This window comes from Niallia alba (assembly GCF_012933555.1).
Lineage (GTDB): Bacteria > Bacillota > Bacilli > Bacillales > Cytobacillaceae > Niallia > Niallia alba.
In genome coordinates this window covers 2,106,728-2,125,071 of sequence record NZ_JABBPK010000001.1, presented here as the reverse complement: position 1 = coordinate 2,125,071, position 18,344 = coordinate 2,106,728, and the positions used below count along the sequence as shown (strand labels likewise).

The 18,344-nt window shown below is 35.9% G+C and carries 17 protein-coding genes; all 17 read right to left on the bottom strand.

The window, feature by feature from the left end:
- Positions 1 to 26: 26 nt before the first annotated feature.
- Positions 27 to 623 carry a MotE family protein gene (locus HHU08_RS10085; protein ID WP_169188377.1) on the bottom strand — a complete coding sequence of 199 codons (597 nt, stop codon included), beginning with the start codon at positions 621 to 623 and terminating at the stop codon, positions 27 to 29.
- On the bottom strand, positions 624 to 1,076 hold the full coding sequence (fliJ, locus tag HHU08_RS10080) for a flagellar export protein FliJ (protein ID WP_169188376.1): 453 nt from the start codon (positions 1,074 to 1,076) through the stop codon (positions 624 to 626).
- Positions 1,077 to 1,079: 3 nt separating this feature from the next.
- A complete protein-coding gene (fliI, locus tag HHU08_RS10075) occupies positions 1,080 to 2,396 on the bottom strand; it encodes a flagellar protein export ATPase FliI (protein ID WP_169188375.1) in 1,317 nt (438 codons plus the stop codon).
- Positions 2,393 to 3,157 (bottom strand): flagellar assembly protein FliH, encoded by a 765-nt coding sequence (fliH, locus tag HHU08_RS10070; RefSeq protein ID WP_169188374.1) that lies wholly within the window; start codon positions 3,155 to 3,157, stop codon positions 2,393 to 2,395. The genes fliI and fliH overlap by 4 nt, the downstream gene beginning before the upstream one ends.
- Positions 3,150 to 4,166 (bottom strand): flagellar motor switch protein FliG, encoded by a 1,017-nt coding sequence (gene fliG / locus HHU08_RS10065; protein ID WP_016201120.1) that lies wholly within the window; start codon positions 4,164 to 4,166, stop codon positions 3,150 to 3,152. The genes fliH and fliG overlap by 8 nt, the downstream gene beginning before the upstream one ends.
- 13 nt (positions 4,167 to 4,179) lie before the next feature.
- Positions 4,180 to 5,763, bottom strand: a complete 1,584-nt coding sequence (gene fliF / locus HHU08_RS10060; protein WP_016201119.1) for a flagellar basal-body MS-ring/collar protein FliF — start codon at positions 5,761 to 5,763, stop codon at positions 4,180 to 4,182.
- A gap of 162 nt (positions 5,764 to 5,925) precedes the next feature.
- Positions 5,926 to 6,237 (bottom strand): flagellar hook-basal body complex protein FliE, encoded by a 312-nt coding sequence (fliE, locus tag HHU08_RS10055; RefSeq protein ID WP_016201118.1) that lies wholly within the window; start codon positions 6,235 to 6,237, stop codon positions 5,926 to 5,928.
- A gap of 20 nt (positions 6,238 to 6,257) precedes the next feature.
- Positions 6,258 to 6,710: a flagellar basal body rod protein FlgC gene (flgC, locus tag HHU08_RS10050; protein ID WP_016201117.1), complete on the bottom strand. Its 453-nt coding sequence runs from the start codon at positions 6,708 to 6,710 to the stop codon at positions 6,258 to 6,260.
- A 2-nt stretch (positions 6,711 to 6,712) separates the two neighbouring features.
- Positions 6,713 to 7,096 (bottom strand): flagellar basal body rod protein FlgB, encoded by a 384-nt coding sequence (gene flgB / locus HHU08_RS10045; RefSeq protein ID WP_016201116.1) that lies wholly within the window; start codon positions 7,094 to 7,096, stop codon positions 6,713 to 6,715.
- Between the two features lie 719 nt (positions 7,097 to 7,815).
- The gene (gene codY / locus HHU08_RS10040) at positions 7,816 to 8,598 is read right to left on the bottom strand and encodes a GTP-sensing pleiotropic transcriptional regulator CodY (protein ID WP_047939996.1); all 783 of its coding nucleotides are present in this window, start codon (positions 8,596 to 8,598) and stop codon (positions 7,816 to 7,818) included.
- Positions 8,599 to 8,694: 96 nt separating this feature from the next.
- Positions 8,695 to 10,104 carry an HslU--HslV peptidase ATPase subunit gene (gene hslU / locus HHU08_RS10035; RefSeq protein ID WP_169188373.1) on the bottom strand — a complete coding sequence of 470 codons (1,410 nt, stop codon included), beginning with the start codon at positions 10,102 to 10,104 and terminating at the stop codon, positions 8,695 to 8,697.
- 15 nt (positions 10,105 to 10,119) lie between these two features.
- Positions 10,120 to 10,662 (bottom strand): ATP-dependent protease subunit HslV, encoded by a 543-nt coding sequence (gene hslV / locus HHU08_RS10030; RefSeq protein ID WP_016201113.1) that lies wholly within the window; start codon positions 10,660 to 10,662, stop codon positions 10,120 to 10,122.
- A 33-nt stretch (positions 10,663 to 10,695) separates the two neighbouring features.
- Positions 10,696 to 11,598, bottom strand: coding sequence for a tyrosine recombinase XerC (xerC, locus tag HHU08_RS10025; RefSeq protein WP_016201112.1), 903 nt, complete (start codon positions 11,596 to 11,598; stop codon positions 10,696 to 10,698).
- 820 nt (positions 11,599 to 12,418) lie between these two features.
- The gene (gene topA / locus HHU08_RS10020; protein WP_101730026.1) at positions 12,419 to 14,494 is read right to left on the bottom strand and encodes a type I DNA topoisomerase; all 2,076 of its coding nucleotides are present in this window, start codon (positions 14,492 to 14,494) and stop codon (positions 12,419 to 12,421) included.
- 425 nt (positions 14,495 to 14,919) lie between these two features.
- A complete protein-coding gene (gene dprA / locus HHU08_RS10015; protein WP_169189651.1) occupies positions 14,920 to 15,789 on the bottom strand; it encodes a DNA-processing protein DprA in 870 nt (289 codons plus the stop codon).
- Between the two features lie 251 nt (positions 15,790 to 16,040).
- Positions 16,041 to 16,958, bottom strand: coding sequence for a succinate--CoA ligase subunit alpha (sucD, locus tag HHU08_RS10010; protein WP_169188372.1), 918 nt, complete (start codon positions 16,956 to 16,958; stop codon positions 16,041 to 16,043).
- On the bottom strand, positions 16,958 to 18,133 hold the full coding sequence (sucC, locus tag HHU08_RS10005; RefSeq protein ID WP_169189650.1) for an ADP-forming succinate--CoA ligase subunit beta: 1,176 nt from the start codon (positions 18,131 to 18,133) through the stop codon (positions 16,958 to 16,960). Before sucC ends, sucD begins: the two co-directional genes overlap by 1 nt.
- Between the last annotated feature and the right edge of the window lie 211 nt (positions 18,134 to 18,344).

Sequence of the window (18,344 nt, the reverse complement as noted above, 5' to 3'; positions counted from 1 at the left end):
CCCTTTCAGTGATGACTGTTTGCCCTTTATGGGTTTACTGTAGCTTTATCTGATAATAGCTCTGTATATTTAGATGCAACAGCTGGTTCCATTTTCTCTAATATCGATGCAAGTTTTGCTGGCTTTAGCTCTGCCAAAATTTTCAATGCTTCATTTTCACTCATCTCAGATAAAATTGCTGCAGCATTTTTGGGAGACATGGTATCATATGTTTTCACAATCTCTGCAAGAGCTTTTTTTGTTTCCGCTTGAGCAGATTGGAGAGAATTTAATTCACTTTGTAACTTTTCCTTATCTGAATTGGCAGATTGAACTCTATTTTCACTATTTTCCAATTGTGTTTCTAGCGTCTTTATTAGATCATCTCGTTCTTTTAGCTTAGTTTGTAAAGAACTAATCGTATTTTTATTGTTCTCAAGCAGTTTATCCGTTGTTCTTTTTTCTTCATTGAGAAAAGGAATAGCATTTAACACCTCTTTTCCTTTCTCTGCAACATCTGCACCCGAAGCTATAAGCAATAGCACAACAACGATCAATGCAAAAGTAGTTGGTATCACGATAATCATAAGAAAACGCTGGAAAAAGTTAAATGATTTCTTTTTTTCTTCCCACGAATTTTCCATTTATCCACCTGCCTTCTCTTGTTGCATATATTGTTGAAGCGAAATATCATCCATTTGTTTTGCTTCTTCTAATTTCTCTAATGCTACAAAATTGGAGTGATCTTTTTCCTTTATTTTCACAAACTTCTTCACTTCAATATTCTTCTCTAACATTTTTTCTTGAAAATACACCATCGAATTACGTGCATTTTGCACCATCTTCTGTGCATGTTCAATCGTTTTCGTTAAATTACCTACAAATTGTTGATGATGCCTAATTTCTTGAACAGATAAACCAGTAGTCATTTTTTCCGCTTGGTAGGCTTCTAAATCTTCTTTTCTCTTTAATAGCTCATATAGTTTTTCAGCAGCTTCTTCAAATCTATTAACAGACAGGTTATATGCAGAGCTTGCTTCTTCTTTTTCTCTTTCTCGAATCGTTAAGATTTTTTCAAATTTAAACTGATAGCTCATCTATTATCCCTCTGTTCCAACTAGAGTTAATAAGGAATGAAGGCTTTCCTCAATGGAGATTTTCTCATCTGTGGCCTGCTTTATATAGGAAAGTATATTTGGATATAACGCAATTGCCATATCAATTTCCTTGGAAGAACCCTTCTTATATGCACCTATATTGATTAAATCTTCCGCATTTATATAGGTACTTAAGAGATCTCGTAGTCGTTCAGCAGCTTTTACATGCTCTTTTGGAACAATGTGATTCATTACACGACTAACGCTTTTTAACACATTAACTGCCGGATATTGACCTTTATTTGCAAGGTTTCTATCTAACACATAGTGACCATCTAAAATACCACGTACTGTATCTGCAATTGGTTCATTCATATCGTCACCATCCACTAGCACTGTGTAAAAAGCTGTTATACTACCATTTTCGTTTGTACCCGTTCTCTCAAGAAGTTTTGGCAATATCGCAAACACTGAAGGCGTATAACCTTTCGTAGTTGGCGGTTCACCAATAGCTAGTCCTACTTCTCTTTGCGCCATTGCAACACGGGTTACAGAATCCATCATTAACATGACATTTAAGCCCTTGTCTCGAAAGTATTCAGCAATGGCAGTTGCTGTATACGCACCCTTTATTCTCATTAAAGCGGGCTGATCAGATGTTGCCACGACCACAATGGACCTTTTCAAACCTTCTGGTCCCAGGTCTCGTTCAATAAATTCACGTACTTCTCTTCCACGTTCTCCAATTAATGCAATAACATTTAAATCTGCTTTTGTATTTCTAGCAATCATACCGAGTAATGTACTTTTCCCAACACCACTACCTGCAAAAATACCAATTCTTTGTCCGGTACCCACAGTTAACAGTCCATCAATTAAACGTACACCCACTTCCATCGATTCAGAAATAGGCGGTCTTTTTAAAGGATTAGGAGGCTCTTGATCAATCGGAACGGACTTTAATCCTTTTGGCAAAGGTGATCCATCTAATGGCATTCCTAAGGCATCTATAGCTGTCCCTATCAATGCTGGTCCTACCTTTATTTCTAGTGGTTTAGATGATGCTTCTACTAGGCAGCCAGGTGAAATATCATTTACTGTGGTATATGGCATTAAGATAATATTTTCCCCATTAAATCCGACAACTTCCGCTTTAATAATTCTTTTATGTTTTGTGCCAATATGAATATGGCAAACATCTCCAATAGAGCTTTCTGGTCCCTGTGATTCTATCATTAGTCCAACAACTTTCTTCACACGGCCATATTGCTTATAAGTGTCAATGGATGAAATCGAGCTTATTAACGCTTGTGCCTTCACCCTTCTTCACTCTCCAATACTTCAAGTAACTTCTCTTTTATCATGAATAGTTGGGTATCAATACTTGCATCTAACCGACCATTAGCTGTCTCAATGATACAGCCATTTTCTTCTAGGGATTCATCTGGAAAAACGAATAGGCTAGGCTTTATCGGAAACAACTGCAATAACTCCTCTTTTTCTGCTAGAACTAGTTCATAATAAATAGGAGGAACATGTAGTTGAATCTCTCTCTGTTTTCTTACTTCCTTCAAGGCATTTTGCACAACAGAAAGGAAATTCTGCTCGTCTTCTTTTATTTTGTCGTTTATAATTTTTTCTGCTACTTCAATAGCAAGTTCTAAAATAGTACTTTCTGCGGATTGTAAATACTTTCCGTAATCCATCTTGGAGGCATTTACAGTATCTCTTGCTTGTTGGATATATTGAGATGCTTCGTTATATCCAACATGTTTACCTTCCTCGAATCCTATTTGAAAACCATTCGCTTTAGCTTCTTCTATTAAATTCACTTTTTCGATATCCCAATTTTGTTTTTCACTTGAAAGCTGAACGCGTATCCGTTCAGCTTCCTCTATGGCTTGCATCCTAATCGTTTCTGCTTCTTGATGTGCTATTTCAAGCATTTTGTTATATTCTGCTTGGGTAACCTCTCGAGATTGCTCAAAATTAGGATCAACGGAATCTAGATGTTTAATAGATATGACTTTCTGTTTTGCATGATCTGGAATTGAATATCTTGACTTAATCAACCTAGACAATGATATCATCTCCTCCGCCACGGGCTACCACAATTTCTCCCGCATCTTCAAGACGTCTGATAATCGCAACAATTCTTGATTGTGCTTCTTCTACATCTTTCAAGCGAACTGGTCCCATAAATTCCATTTCTTCCTTAAAGGACTCAGCCATTCTAGTAGACATATTGCTATAAACAATTTCTTTAACTTCATCTCCAGATACTTTAAGAGCAAGCATAAGGTCTTCATTTTCACAATCGCGAATAATTCTCTGGATTGCTCTATTATCCAATGTAACAATATCTTCAAAGACAAACATTCTCTTCTTAATCTCTTCTGCTAATTCTGGATCTTGTATTTCAAGTGCGTCTAAAATGGTACGTTCTGTTGCTCTATCAACCCCATTAAGCACTTCAACAACCGCTTCTATTCCACCAGTTTGTGTATAGTCTTGCGTAACTGTGCTTGATAGTTTTCTTTCTAAAATTTGCTCAACTTCATTAATAATTTCTGGAGAAGTACTATCCATTACAGCTATTCTTCTTGCTATATCTGCTTGAACTTCCTGTGGCAGTTCGGATAGTATTTGTCCAGCCTGTGTTGGATCTAAATAAGACAAGATTAAGGCAATTGTCTGTGGATGTTCATTTTGAATAAAATTTAATATCTGGTTTGGATCTGCTTTTCTAGCAAAATCAAAAGGTCTTACTTGAAGAGAAGAAGTCAATCTATTTAAAATAATCGATGCTTGTTCTGCTCCTAGAGCCTTTTCTAATACTGTTTTTGCATACCCAATCCCACCTTGAGAAATATAATCTTGAGCAAGTGCGATATTATGAAATTCTTCTAATACGTTTTCTTTAGAAGTATTCTCCACTTTTCTAACTCCTGATATTTCTAGTGATAATCGTTCAATTTCTTCCTCACTTAAATGTTTATAAACCGAAGCTGCAACATCAGGACCTAGCGAGATAAGGAGAATGGCCGCTTTCTGTTTCCCAGATAACTCATTTGATTCTTTTCTTGCCATTTAACAACACTCCTTAATCTTCCGTAATCCATGTACGAAGTAATTTTGCAAATTCCTCTGGTTTTTCTTTTGCCATTTTTTCAAGCTGCTTTCTTCTAATTGTTCCTTCTGATTCTTGGTGTTCCTCATTGATATCAGCTACAGGAACAACTGGTTGGATAATTTCTTCTGCTTCTTCTTGTTTTTTCTTTCTCGCTCTCATAAATAAGAAGATTAATAGAATAATAATCGCAAGTAAACTTCCACCTACAGCGTAAACCCACCAAGGAATTGATGTTTGAACTATCTCTGTTGCTTGTTTTTTCCCATTAAACGGTTGAACAGACACAGCAATCTTACTTTGGATATCCTCAGCTGTCAGTTCTCCACCTGTTGATGTTTTATCAATCGATGTTCGAACGATCGTCCCAAGTATATTGGAAATATCATCAATACTTTCCTGCGGTAAGGAAGTAGTATCATTAGCATCAGGTGGCTCCACCATTACTTGGATACCTAAATCACGAATTTTATATGGACTTTCAACAATTTGCTTTTTAATACGATTTACTTCACTATTAACGGTTTGTTCTACTTTTTCATAGTCACCATTCCCAGACCCTGTTTCTGAATTGTACGTTGTTGTATCTGTACCTTCTTCCGCCTGTACAACTCCACCAGCAGCATTTTCACCTGTATATGTTTCCGTGATATTTTGTGCACTTATTTCAATTCCCGCCATATTTTCTTCATCTACTGGCGTAACTAGGTTTTCTTCTCTGTTTTCTTGGGTAAAGTCTATATCAGCAGTTACAGATACAACGACTTTATCTTGCCCCATTAACGTTCCTAGCATTGTTTGTACTTGCCTTTGAATATCACGTTCAATTTGTTTTTTAACATTGTTTTGCGCAGTAAAAGTATCTGTCGCAGAATTATTTGAAGAATTTAAGTCAAAATACTCAAAGTTTTGATTCGTTATGACGATATTATCTGTAGGAAGGTTTGGTACACTTTTGGACACGAGTGTATATAACCCTTTTATTTGATTTTCTGAGAAGTTATAGCCAGGCTTTGTATTTAATACAATGGAAGCTGTAGCTTCTCCACCTTGATCAGAAACAAAAACACTTTCTTCAGGCAAAGTGATAACAACATCAGCGTTATTAATCCCATCAATGCCTTTTATTAAGTTAGCAATTTCTGTCTGTAGGGCATCTAATTTTAAAACATTAAATTCATTATCTGTCATTCCAAAACTTGCATTTTCACTGAAAAAGGAATAGTCTATGCTACCAGACTTCGGTATTCCTTCTGCTGCTAATTCTACTTTTAATGTATCGACTACTTCCTCTGGAACACTAATAACAGTGCCTCCACCAGAAATTTCAGAAGTTATACCTCTACTATCAAGACTCTCTTTAATAGCTCCTGTTTCAGAAGGAGTTAAATTACTATATAGCGGCACAAGCGTTACTCTCGTAAAAAAATAAGCTGCCAATACTCCAACCAGAATAAGCAAAAGTCCGCTACCTGTTATCACAGTCTTTTGCTTTTTAGAACGACTTTGCCAATACTCTTTTAAAGGATTAAATATTTTATTTAGATTCTCTTTCATTCTCTTCCCCCGGCTACCGTAATTTGTTAGGTAAAAACCGCCTATCGTTACTATTACTTGTTTTTAAATCAAGCGCGTGATTGCATGGACACTTGCATTCACGGAGAAGTAAATAAATTCCTACTCGTAAACAAGCAAAAATTTTTGAAAACTGTCTTTATGTTAAACGGACATTCTCATTATTTCTTGATAAGCTTCTACTGCTTTATTGCGAATTTCTAAAGTAGTTTGCATCGTAATACTTGCTTTTTGAGAGGCAATCATCACTTGAGATAAATCGACATTCTCTCCTCTTGCTAACTTATTTGTTAGCACATCTGATTCATTTTGCGCTTGATTAACATTGTTAATCGATTCTTTTAAAAATGAGGCAAAGCTATTTTGTGTATTTGCAACAGATGTCGCTTTACTATTAGCTGTCGTATTTGATAATGGCAATGCAGAAGAAACTGCAGAAAAACTTAATGGTTCCATTTAGATTGCTCCTTTTTGCTTTATTTTCCGATTTCTAATGTTTTCATTAACATACTTTTTGAAGCATTTAATACTGTGACATTGGCTTCATAAGATCTTGAAGCACTCATCAAATCTACCATCTCACGTAATGGATCTACATTCGGCATACGCACATATCCTGTTTCATCCGCCTCTGGATTTTCCGGGTCATAAACCATTTCGAAAGGTGTTTCGTCTTCTACAATCCTCGAAACCTTCACGCCTCCTGCTTGGTTCGATGTATTCCCTCGTGCAGTATTTAAATGAGAAGCAAACGAACCTTCTTGTTCTTGAAAAACAACTTGTTTTCTTTTGTAAGGCTCCCATTCACCATTTACTAGTCTTCCTCTCGTTGTATCAACGTTTGCCATATTAGATGAAATGACATCCATTCTTAGCCTTTGAGCAGTTAAAGCAGAGGCCGTAGTATTGATACTATTAAAAATAGTCATTCTTACTTACCTCCTCTTATTACATTTTCTAGCGAACTAAATTTTCCGCTAATCCGATCAATTAATGCATTGTAATATATTTGGTTTGTTGCTAGATCCGTCATTTCCTTTTCCATATCCACACTATTTCCGCTGTTATTGTATGTCACTCCATTTTTTGTAACAACTGCTGTCGAAGCATTGTTAGTAGCTGAAAAAGGAATATGTTTATTATTTGTTACATTTGCATTCATCGCAGAAGATAACGAATCTTTGAAAGTTACAGTTTTCGCTTTATAATTCGGCGTGTCGACATTTGCAATATTTTGGGCGATAACCTTTTGTTTCTGATTCGAATAATTTATTGCATTTTCTAAGGTAGTAATTGTATTAGAGAAAAGTTTCACTTGCCACACCTCAAGAAATCATATTTGGGAAATTTGTTGAATTTTGTTTTTTAATGACGTTTTTTTTTACATGATAGGTTTAATTTTAATTAATTTGTAATAATATGTCCATGGAAAAGAGGAAAATTTTAATAATCCTTTTTACCTATTTTAGTTAACATTCGGTTTAAACCATCTTAATATTGGGTAAAAACAATAATTTCGCGCCAAAACTTGCTACTATTTACATGGTTATTACTTACTAATTTATGAAATATTTATTGGTTATGTGAACTAATATACCTTTTTTAATCTCTGTAATGTAAATGAAAAATAAATGGTAAATACGCAGTTTTTGTCGAATGAAATGTACATATTTTGTCCATTTCTTTTTATAACAAAAAAACTTTTCCATTGCTGGAAAAGTCAGACTATATACAAACTCCTGAATTCTAAAAATAAAAGTTTGTATATAGTATATTTATTGATCCCTTTGAATAGAGATGTTGCTTTCCGCTCCAGGGGTTCGCTTTCCGTGGGACGAGCGCCAAGCCTCCTCATTCCTGCGGGTCTTGGACTTTCTCGCAGCTCCCATAGGAGTCTACGTGTATTCAGGCTGCGGGTGATCACCACAAACCTTCTTTCTTAAAATGAATAAAACCCCAAACAATTGTATGAACTTTTCTTAGCATGTTCATATAATCGTTCGGAGTTATTTGGCTAAAAATACTTATGTCCCATTATTTATTTGTTTTTAGTTTTTCAAGCTCTAATAAAAATTTGTCATTAAGGACTTTGATATACGTACCTTTCATCCCTAAAGAACGAGACTCAATCACACCAGCACTTTCTAGTTTACGTAATGCATTAACAATAACAGATCTTGTTATACCAACACGGTCCGCTATTTTAGAAGCTACTAACAAGCCTTCACTTCCATTTAACTCTTCAAAAATATGTTCAATTGCTTCTAATTCACTATAAGAAAGAGAGCTAATTGCCATTTGTACAACTGCTTTGCTTCTTGCTTCTTCTTCGATTTCTTCTGCTTTTTCACGAAGAATTTCCATTCCAACAACTGTAGCTCCATATTCAGCAAGAATTAAATCATCATCATGGAATTGCTCTTGTAATCTTGCAAGAATAAGTGTTCCAAGTCTTTCGCCACCACCGATAATAGGAACGATTGTTGTAAGACCTTTTGCAAATAATTCTTTATTTTCAACTGGGAAAGCAGTATACTCACTTTCAATTTCCAAGTTACTAGAAGTTGTTTGAATGTTGAACAAGCTGTTTGTATATTCCTCAGGGAATTGGCGATCTTCAAGCATCTTTTTCATACGATCATTTTCTATTTGCTGATTAACAGCAAATCCTAATAATTTCCCTCTTCTGCTTACAACGAAAATATTTGCTTCAATAACATCACTTAGTGTTTCTGACATTTCCTTGAAGTTAACTGGTTTACCAGCAGCTCTTTGTAACATCGCATTTATTTTTCTTGTTTTTGTTAATAAATCCATTTTTATTCCTCCTGTTAACTAAAACCAATACTAGAAATAATCTATGTCTACTTATACCTTTACCATTTCAGGAGTTAAAATTCTGATTGAACTAAATTATAGTATAAATTGACTTAAGTCTTTATTTCTTGAGATGGCTCCTAACTTCTCCTCCACATATGCTGGAGTAATTGTTATCTTTTCCATTGTTATTTCTGGTGCTTCGAAAGACAAATCTTCCAGTAATTTTTCCAGAATAGTATGAAGTCTTCTTGCACCGATATTATCTGTATTTTGATTTACTTCAAAAGCCACTTCAGCTATCTTACGAATAGCTTCGTCAGAAAATTCAATTTCTATACCTTCTGTTTGCAATAGCGCTTGATATTGCTTAATCAATGCATTATCTGGTTCTACAAGAATTCGATAAAAATCATCCACTGTTAATTTCGTAAGTTCCACGCGAATTGGAAATCTACCTTGCAGTTCTGGAATTAAATCAGATGGCTTTGACATATGGAATGCTCCAGCAGCAATAAACAATACATGATCAGTTTTAACAGATCCATATTTTGTAACAACTGTTGAACCTTCCACTACAGGTAAAATATCTCGTTGAACTCCTTCTCGTGAAACATCCGCAGAAGAGCTGCCATTTGACTTGCTGGCAATTTTATCAATTTCATCGATAAATATCATACCCATTTGTTCTGCGCGAACAACCGCTTCTTGTGTAACCTCATCCATATCAATTAGTTTTTGCGCTTCCTCGTTCGTTAAAACAACTCGAGCTTCCCTAACTGTTAATTTTCGTTTTTTCTTTTTTTTCGGCATAAAACTACTTAAAGCATCCTGCATATTCATTCCCATTTGTTCCATACCAGAACCTTGGAGCATGTCAAACATAGAAGGCTGTTGCTCTTCCATTTCTACAGAAACTACTTCCTCTTCTAGTTCCCCGAGGGCAAGCTTTTCTTTTACTATTTTTCTTTTTTCAGACTTACTAGGTTCTTCTACTGTAGACTCTTCCTCATCTGTGTCCACAGCTCCGCCGCCAAAAAGCATTTCCAGAGGATTTTTGTAGTTGGATGTTTTCTTTGCAGTAGTAGGAACTAACAATTCAACAAGACGATTATTTGCTGCAATTTCCGCTCTTTCTTTTACTTGAAACATCTTTTCTTCTTTTACCAAGCGAACAGATGTTTCTACAAGATCTCGGACCATTGATTCCACATCGCGACCAACATACCCTACCTCTGTAAATTTTGTAGCTTCTACCTTAACAAATGGGGCATTGACAATTTTTGCAATTCTTCTTGCAATCTCTGTTTTCCCGACACCAGTAGGACCAATCATCAAAATGTTTTTCGGACTAATTTCATCTCTTAGCTTTTCATCTAGCAAGCCTCTGCGAAAACGGTTTCTTAAAGCGACAGCCACAGCTTTTTTTGCATCCTTTTGTCCTACAATATATTGATCAAGTCGCTCTACAATTTGACGAGGTGTTAAACTAGCACTTTTTTGCATAATAAAAATCCTCCCCTATAATTCTTCCACGATGATATTATTATTTGTATAAACACAAATTTCACCAGCAATCTCTAGAGCCGCTTTCGCAATGTCGTATGCAGAAAGATTATCTCCAGAATAAGTTTTCAACGCTCTACCAGCAGCCAAAGCATAGTTACCGCCAGATCCGATTGCAAGTATACCATCATCTGGTTCAATTACTTCGCCTGTTCCAGATACTAATAAAAGGTCTGTTTCATTCATCACAATCAACATTGCTTCAAGCTTTCTAAGAACTTTATCACTGCGCCAAAGCTTCGCAAGCTCTACTGATGCACGTTGTAAGTTCCCGTTATACTCATCTAATTTCCCTTCAAACAATTCAAAAAGAGTAAAGGCATCCGCAACTGATCCCGCAAATCCTGCAATTACTTTCCCGTTAAAAAGCTTTCTTACCTTACGGGCAGTATGTTTCATCACTACAGCATTCCCTAATGTGACTTGACCATCACCAGACATTGCCGACTTCCCTTTATGTTTTACCGCAAAAATAGTTGTTGCATGAAATTGTGGCATTTCAGACATGTTACTTCCTCCTTATCCAATTGACTATGCCCTAGGGTGATAAGACATATACGTCTTTTTTAAATACTCGTTTGTAACATGAGTATATATTTGCGTTGATGTTAAAAATGCATGACCTAATAATTCTTGTACCGTTCTCATATCTGCACCATTTGCCAACAAATGAGTTGCAAAGGAATGTCTTAATTTATGGGGATGAATTTTTCCTTGTGAGGATGAAGTATTCATCATTTTATTTAAGATATCACGAACTCCGTTATCTGTTAAAATTCCTCCGCGATAATTAACAAACAAATAAGAATGAGTCGAAGCATTCTTCATCAACTTATTCCTACCTGCTTTTATGTACGCTTCAAGAGCATTATGTGCAAAACTGCCAAATGGAACATACCTTTCCTTTTGACCCTTTCCCCTAACTAATACGGTAGAAACACTAAAATCAATATCACTTAATTGAATTTTTGTACATTCCCCAACACGAATGCCAGTGGCATACAATAATTCAAGCAATGCTTTATTTCTTAAACCAAGGGGTGTATTTGTGTCACATGATAAAAAGAGTTGCTGCAATTCTTCCTCGTAGAAAAAATCAGGTAATCTCTTTTCTAGCTTCGGGATCGATACAGCAGAAAACGGATTGTTCTCTACTACTTTTTCCCTAAGCAAAAAACGATAAAAACTTCTCAAACTAGATATTTTTCGCGCAATTGTTTTTCTCGCCAATTGCTCTGAAAAAAGTTCTGTTAAGTATATTCTTACATCAGATGGACTTACGTCCTCTAACTTGTCTATTACTTGATCTTTCATAAAGTGAAAGAATTGATTAATATCTTGCGTATAAAATTCTATTGTATATGGTGAGTAATTTTTTTCAATCTGCAAATAAGTAATAAATGCTTGAACATGATTGTTTAATTCCTGTTTCATAACCCCACCTCACAACGGCTACATCATATTATCATACTTTTTATCTACAATCAATAAATTTACATATTTTTCACAAAGTTCCGAATTGTTCGTGACAATTCTTTCCTTTCCTGTTATTTCTTCTTTTTCCCTCTTGCTCTTATTACTAATCCTATTTAATTGTCATACATTCTAAAGAGGACAAATAACTGTGATTACAAAATGAAATCTTAAACAAAAATGCAAACTATTGTCAATCGTATTTCTTTCCACAAAGTATGTATGATGTTCACTCATAGCATTTTACTATACGAGTGAAAGAATGAAAAGTTTCTACTACAAGAGATTTAATTATTTTTTCGAAGGCTGTTTTCGTAAAGTTTGTTGCGATTACCCGCAGCAATACACTTCACTTTCCGTTGGGCTAAGCTTAAGCCTCCTCACTTCAGCCTCCGGGGTCTCACACTCACACTGTCTCACTAATCCCCGTGGCGTCTTCGTGTATTCCGGCTGCTCCATTTTTCCAACTAATTCTTTTTTCCTGTTGGAAAAACTTTTACTTCCATTATATATAATATTTAGTTGATATAATGAGTGATAAAGTGAACTTCCATCAGTGGGTTTTCTTTCATCCCTCACTGATGGATAGTTGAACCAATCGGACCTTTACAGACAGTTGATCTCCTATCTTCCTCGTATTTCCATAAGCTTTTAGGGAGTCTACTGCCCGTTAAGAGTTGGGATAAACTTTGGTAGTAACGTGACAAGAGAGTGAGCATAACGCTCACCCTCAAAATCTATTTTTATCCTATTCATGTTACTCTTTATAAAGATATACCTGTTAGCTTTGTGGTTCTTCTTTATAATCGCAGTTTACACACTGAACTTGAACACCTTTTTTCAATTTCTTCTCTACTAGCATGCTCTCACACTTAGGACATGGTCTTTGTAGTGGCTTATCCCACGAAATGAAATCACATTCTGGGAATCGGTCACATCCATAAAAAATTCTTCTTTTTTTACTTTTTCTTTCAATAATATTTCCTTCGTGGCACTTCGGACATTTCACACCAATATCCTTCACAATAGCTTTCGTGTTTCTGCAATCTGGGAAATTACTGCACGCCATAAATTTACCATATCGACCCATTTTAAAAACCATTGGATGACCACACTCTTCGCAATCTTCTCCAGCTGGTTCATCTTTAATTTCGATTGTCTGCATTTCTTGTTCTGCTACTTCCAGCCTTTTCTCAAACGTTTTATAAAAGTCATCGATAACCTTTACCCAATTGACCTCCCCTGCCTCAATATTATCTAAATCTTGTTCCATATTTGCAGTGAACTCAATATTTAATATTTCAGGGAAAAATTCTAAAATTAACTCTAAAACAATTTCACCTAATTCTGTAGGGACAAAACGTTTGTTATCAAGAGCAACATAGCCTCTTTTTTGAATGGTATCAAGAGTTGGAGCAAAGGTAGACGGTCTTCCTATCCCTAACTCTTCTAGCGTTCTAACTAATCTCGCTTCCGTATAACGTGGAGGCGGCTGTGTAAAATGCTGCTTTGTATCAATATCTTTATTTAATACCGTATCCCCTTCCTTTAAATCAGGAAGCTGGCGATCTTTTTCATCAACATTATCATCTGTGCCTTCAACATATACTTTCATAAAGCCAGGGAATTTAATTTTTGAGCCATTAGCACGGAAAACAACGTTACCATTGGATAAATCAACACTCATCGTATCCATTACAGCTGGCGCCATTTGACTAGCAATAAATCTTTCCCAAATTAGCTTATATAATCTAAATTGGTCTCGAGATAAGTATTCCTTCATCTTATTTGGTTCGCGAATAATGCTAGTTGGACGTACTGCTTCATGAGCATCTTGAACTTTTGGATTCTTTTTCTCTTTTTTCTTATCTTCTTTCGTATACTCTTTCCCATAATGACTGGTTATATAGTCAAATGCTTCGGTTTGCGCAACTTCTGAAATTCTTGTTGAGTCTGTTCTCATGTAGGTAATCAAACCGACCGTTCCTTCTTTACCAAGATCAATTCCTTCATATAATTGTTGCGCTAGCATCATTGTTTTCTTCGCACGGAAATTTAATTTACGGGCCGCTTCTTGTTGTAGGGAAGAAGTTGTAAACGGAACGGCAGGATTTCTCTTCCGCTCTTTCTTCGTTACTTTATCGACAGTAAATTTATTCCCTTTTAGTTGGCTTGTTATTTTCTTAACATCATTTTCTGAATGAAGCTCGATTTTTTCGCCATTCATACCATAAAAGGATGCTTCAAAATTATTTTTACCTTTAATAAAACTTCCTTCAATAGACCAGTATTCCTCTGGTATAAACTCTTTAATTTCTTGTTCTCTTTCAATTATAAGACGAACAGCAACAGACTGTACTCTTCCGGCGCTAAGTCCTTTTTTTACTTTTTTCCATAATAAAGGGCTTATATTATAACCCACTAATCGGTCTAAAATCCTTCTAGCTTGCTGAGAATCTACTAGGTCCATATTAATCGCTCGAGGATGCTTGAATGACTCTTTAATGGCATCTTTCGTTATCTCATTGAATACTACTCGACAATCTGACTCGATATCAACATTCAAACTATTTGCCAAATGCCATGCAATTGCTTCCCCTTCGCGATCCGGGTCAGCCGCTAAGTAGATTTTTTTCGCTTTTTTCGCAGCTGTTTTAAGTTCCTTTAAAACGGGACCTTTTCCACGGATTGTTATGTACTTCGGTTCGAAGTCTTTTTCTATATCAACACCCATCTGACTCTTAGGTAAATCCCTAATATGCCCCATCGATGCTCTCACTTTATATTTTTTTCCTAAATATCGTTCTATTGTCTTTGCTTTCGCTGGTGACTCAACGATTACTAAAAAATCTGACATCCACTGTCCTCCTTAAGAGGGATTTAAATATTCACTATTATTGTATACTATGTTTTGATTTGTCAAACATTCCGATAACTAGCAAACGTTTTCACTCTCTTTATTTACGTAATTTTATCAGTTTAAATATCTATACGTTGCAAAATGTATAACAAATTGCTAAAAATAGCAACACTTTTTTGAAGTTTCATGAAAAAAAATCCAAATTTATGGAAAGTTTACGAACACAACAATAAAAAAGCATTAAACTCTCAATAAAAAGATAATTCCCTATATAATTTTATGCTTATAGCGTAACACTTTCCTTTTATATTGAAAACTAATTTAAATTGGGAATCTGTAAAAATAATTATTTTATCTTGACAAATTTGTTATGAAAACTGTTGGTATATAAGAAATACGGTACTTTTTACTTTTTTTCTTACTCACATTAAATGCTTCCATTCTTCGAGTATATCCTTTGCTTCAAGTACTGGCTTTGCACCTTGTTGGATTAATTCATTGGGACCATCTGAAAAGGAGCTAAATATATTGCCTGGCACAGCGAATACATCCCTTCCTTCGTTTACGGCGAAGTTCGCAGTGATTAAGGAGCCGCTTTTTTTCTTGGCCTCTACGATCAATGTTCCATTGCTTAACCCACTAATAATTCGATTTCTCATCGGAAATTGCCACTTTTGAGGTTTTGTTAACGGGGGATATTCAGATAATACTAGATGATGTTTCATCATTTCTCCTGCTAACTCCCTATTTTCTTTCGGATAGATATGAAAAATTCCTCCAGCAATAACGCCGATCGTTTTACCGCCATTTTCGATAGCAAGCTTATGGGCAATCGAATCTACTCCATGCGCAAGACCACTTACAATCACGATTTCTTCCGCTACTAATTCTTTCATAAGCTTTTGAATCACTTTGGTACTATACAGAGTAGCCATACGCGAACCAACAATTGCAAGTTTTTTTTTCGATTGAAGCAAAGAAAGATCTCCTTTCGCATAAAGGACCCAAGGGGGCTGATATATCTCTTTTAGAAATGGAGGGTATAATGGATCAAAAAAAGTGATTACGTGGATGTGATTGTATCGATACTGATTCAATTGCTCTTCCACATGGTTAGAACGGATAGTTTCAACGATTTCCCTCTGCATAGTAGGAGATAATGAGGTTGATATAAAGGAAGGGATATTATCCAACTGAAGAGTAGGATCTACTTTTAGAAGACTATCAATCATTTTCCAACTGATTCCTCGACAATGGTGCAATTTAATTAATGATTCATTTGCTATTTCCATCTTTTCTTCCTTTCGCTTATCTACTTTTCCACAATAATTCAGCTTAAAATACAGAAAGGAAGGTGAAAAACACATGTTAAATAAGGAATTATCTTCCTTCATTATAAATAGTTTTTTCAAAAATGCCTAGTATTCATGCGCTCTATCCATTTGTAAATCTGTAGATTGCCTATTCCTTACGCTATCCCCTTGAAAAATCACGAAAAAACCTAGCCTTATTTTGTAAAAACAAGGCTAGATTTGTTTCTCTTTTATTTTGTTACTACTTCATGCGTTTTACATTTTTCATATAATGACTGCTCTTTTAATACTTCAATTAGGGTGGCTCCCATGTCAGAAGGTGTTGGAGCTACTTTAATGCCACATTCAGTTAGAACATTAATTTTTTCATCTGCTGTTCCTTTTCCACCTGAGATAATCGCACCTGCATGACCCATGCGCTTGCCTGGAGGAGCAGTACGTCCACCGATAAATCCTACTACAGGTTTTGTCATATTTTCCTTAACCCATCGTGCCGCTTCTTCCTCTGCAGTACCACCAATTTCCCCAATCATAATTACTGCATACGTATCTTCATCTTCATTAAACGCTTTTAACGTATCAATAAAATCTGTTCCATTTACTGGATCTCCGCCAATTCCAACAGCTGTAGATTGGCCAATTCCAGCCTGGGAAAGCTGATGAACTGCCTCATATGTTAGGGTACCTGAACGAGAGACAACCCCTACATGGCCTTTCTTATGGATATATCCTGGCATGATTCCAATCTTACATTCTTCTGGCGTAATAACACCTGGACAGTTCGGGCCTATTAATCTAGTCTTTTTCCCTTCCATATAACGTTTTACTTTCACCATATCAAGAACTGGGATATGCTCTGTAATACAGATTACCAAATCAAGTTCTGCGTCAACTGCTTCCAAAATGGCATCTGCAGCAAATGGTGCAGGTACATAAATAACAGATGCATTTGCCTCTGTTACATCTACTGCATCCTTTACAGTATTAAATACTGGTACACCTTCTACAGTAGTACCGCCTTTGCCGGGCGTAACACCGCCGACAATCTTTGTACCATACTCCAGCATTTGTTTTGTATGAAAAAGTGCTGTTGCACCTGTGATCCCTTGGACAAGGACTTTTGTATCTTTATTAATAAAAACACTCATTATTCGTTCCCTCCTTGTTCTACTAAGGTTACAATTTTCTCAGCACCATCAGCCATTGATTCCGCTGCTACAATATCTACTCCTGATTCACGAAGAATCTTTTTGCCAAGTTCAACATTTGTTCCTTCTAGGCGGACAACTAGAGGTACATGAAGACTAACTTGCTTTGCTGCCTCCACAATCCCTGTTGCGATAACATCACATTTCATGATACCGCCAAAAATATTGACAAAAATACCTTTCACTTTTGAATCAGAAAGAATGATTTTAAATGCTTCTGTTACTTTTTCAGCTGTAGCACCGCCCCCAACATCTAAGAAGTTCGCGGGCTCGCCGCCATAATGCTTTACAATGTCCATGGTTGCCATAGCAAGTCCAGCCCCGTTTACCATACAGCCAATATTTCCATTTAAAGCAATATAGCTTAAATCATATTTAGAAGCTTCTAATTCCTTTTCGTTTTCTTCATCTAAATCTCTGTATGCAACAATATCTTTATGTCTATACAAGGCATTTGCATCAAAATTCAGCTTCGCATCTAGCGCTATAATGTTTCCATCCTCTGTTAGCACCAGTGGATTAATTTCCGCAATTGAGCAGTCTTTGTCTACAAACACTTTATATAAGCCAGTCATAAATGCAACTGCTTTATTTACTTGCTTACTTGGAATATTAATCGCAAACGCAACTCGTCGTGCTTGGAACGGAGTTAAGCCAGTCACTGGATCAATGACTTCTTTCACAATTTTCTCTGGATACTTCTCTGCAATCTCCTCAATTTCTGTACCGCCCTCTTCAGAAGCCATTAGTACAATTCGAGATGTTGCACGGTCAACGACAAATCCTATGTAATATTCCTTTTTGATTCGGCAACCTTCTTCAATTAATAATCGTTTTACTACTTTTCCTTCTGGACCAGTTTGATGTGTAACCAATGTGCTGCCTAAAATTTCGGATGCATAAGTCTCTACTTCTTCCAAACTTTTAGCAACCTTTACTCCGCCAGCTTTTCCACGACCACCTGCATGAATTTGCGCTTTTACTACCCATACGTCACTGGTTAATGTTTCTGCAGCTCGTACTGCCTCTTCTACTGTAAAAGCTACTTTTCCTTTTGGTACTGAGACGCCGTTTAATTCTAAAATTTCTTTCCCCTGATATTCATGAATATTCAAGCTTCCACACCCCTTTAATTTCCCTTTTTGTGTAAAATTGGAGACAACTGCATTATTACATTTTATAACGAAAGAACGAAATTTATTTCTTTCTTTTTTTGTTTTCTCCTTTGACATTAAAATCGTTATCACTGTATTAATAGGCTTTTTGAAGCGATTTACGATTTGTTTATGTTTTTAGAAAAAACAAAAATATGGTCACGCTTTCATT

What these genes read in the sequence shown, in the direction of transcription:
- HHU08_RS10085 (WP_169188377.1), bottom strand. Translation starts at nt 623, where the DNA reads ATGGAAAATTCGTGGGAAGAAAAAAAGAAATCATTTAACTTTTTCCAG.
- fliG (WP_016201120.1), bottom strand. Translation starts at nt 4,166, where the DNA reads ATGGCAAGAAAAGAATCAAATGAGTTATCTGGGAAACAGAAAGCGGCC.
- hslU (WP_169188373.1), bottom strand. Translation starts at nt 10,104, where the DNA reads ATGCAAAAAAGTGCTAGTTTAACACCTCGTCAAATTGTAGAGCGACTT.
- topA (WP_101730026.1), bottom strand. Translation starts at nt 14,494, where the DNA reads ATGTCAGATTTTTTAGTAATCGTTGAGTCACCAGCGAAAGCAAAGACA.
- fliE (WP_016201118.1), bottom strand. Translation starts at nt 6,237, where the DNA reads ATGGAACCATTAAGTTTTTCTGCAGTTTCTTCTGCATTGCCATTATCA.
- flgC (WP_016201117.1), bottom strand. Translation starts at nt 6,710, where the DNA reads ATGACTATTTTTAATAGTATCAATACTACGGCCTCTGCTTTAACTGCT.
- fliJ (WP_169188376.1), bottom strand. Translation starts at nt 1,076, where the DNA reads ATGAGCTATCAGTTTAAATTTGAAAAAATCTTAACGATTCGAGAAAGA.
- dprA (WP_169189651.1), bottom strand. Translation starts at nt 15,789, where the DNA reads ATGGAAATAGCAAATGAATCATTAATTAAATTGCACCATTGTCGAGGA.
- xerC (WP_016201112.1), bottom strand. Translation starts at nt 11,598, where the DNA reads ATGAAACAGGAATTAAACAATCATGTTCAAGCATTTATTACTTATTTG.
- codY (WP_047939996.1), bottom strand. Translation starts at nt 8,598, where the DNA reads ATGGATTTATTAACAAAAACAAGAAAAATAAATGCGATGTTACAAAGA.
- hslV (WP_016201113.1), bottom strand. Translation starts at nt 10,662, where the DNA reads ATGCCACAATTTCATGCAACAACTATTTTTGCGGTAAAACATAAAGGG.
- sucD (WP_169188372.1), bottom strand. Translation starts at nt 16,958, where the DNA reads ATGAGTGTTTTTATTAATAAAGATACAAAAGTCCTTGTCCAAGGGATC.
- fliF (WP_016201119.1), bottom strand. Translation starts at nt 5,763, where the DNA reads ATGAAAGAGAATCTAAATAAAATATTTAATCCTTTAAAAGAGTATTGG.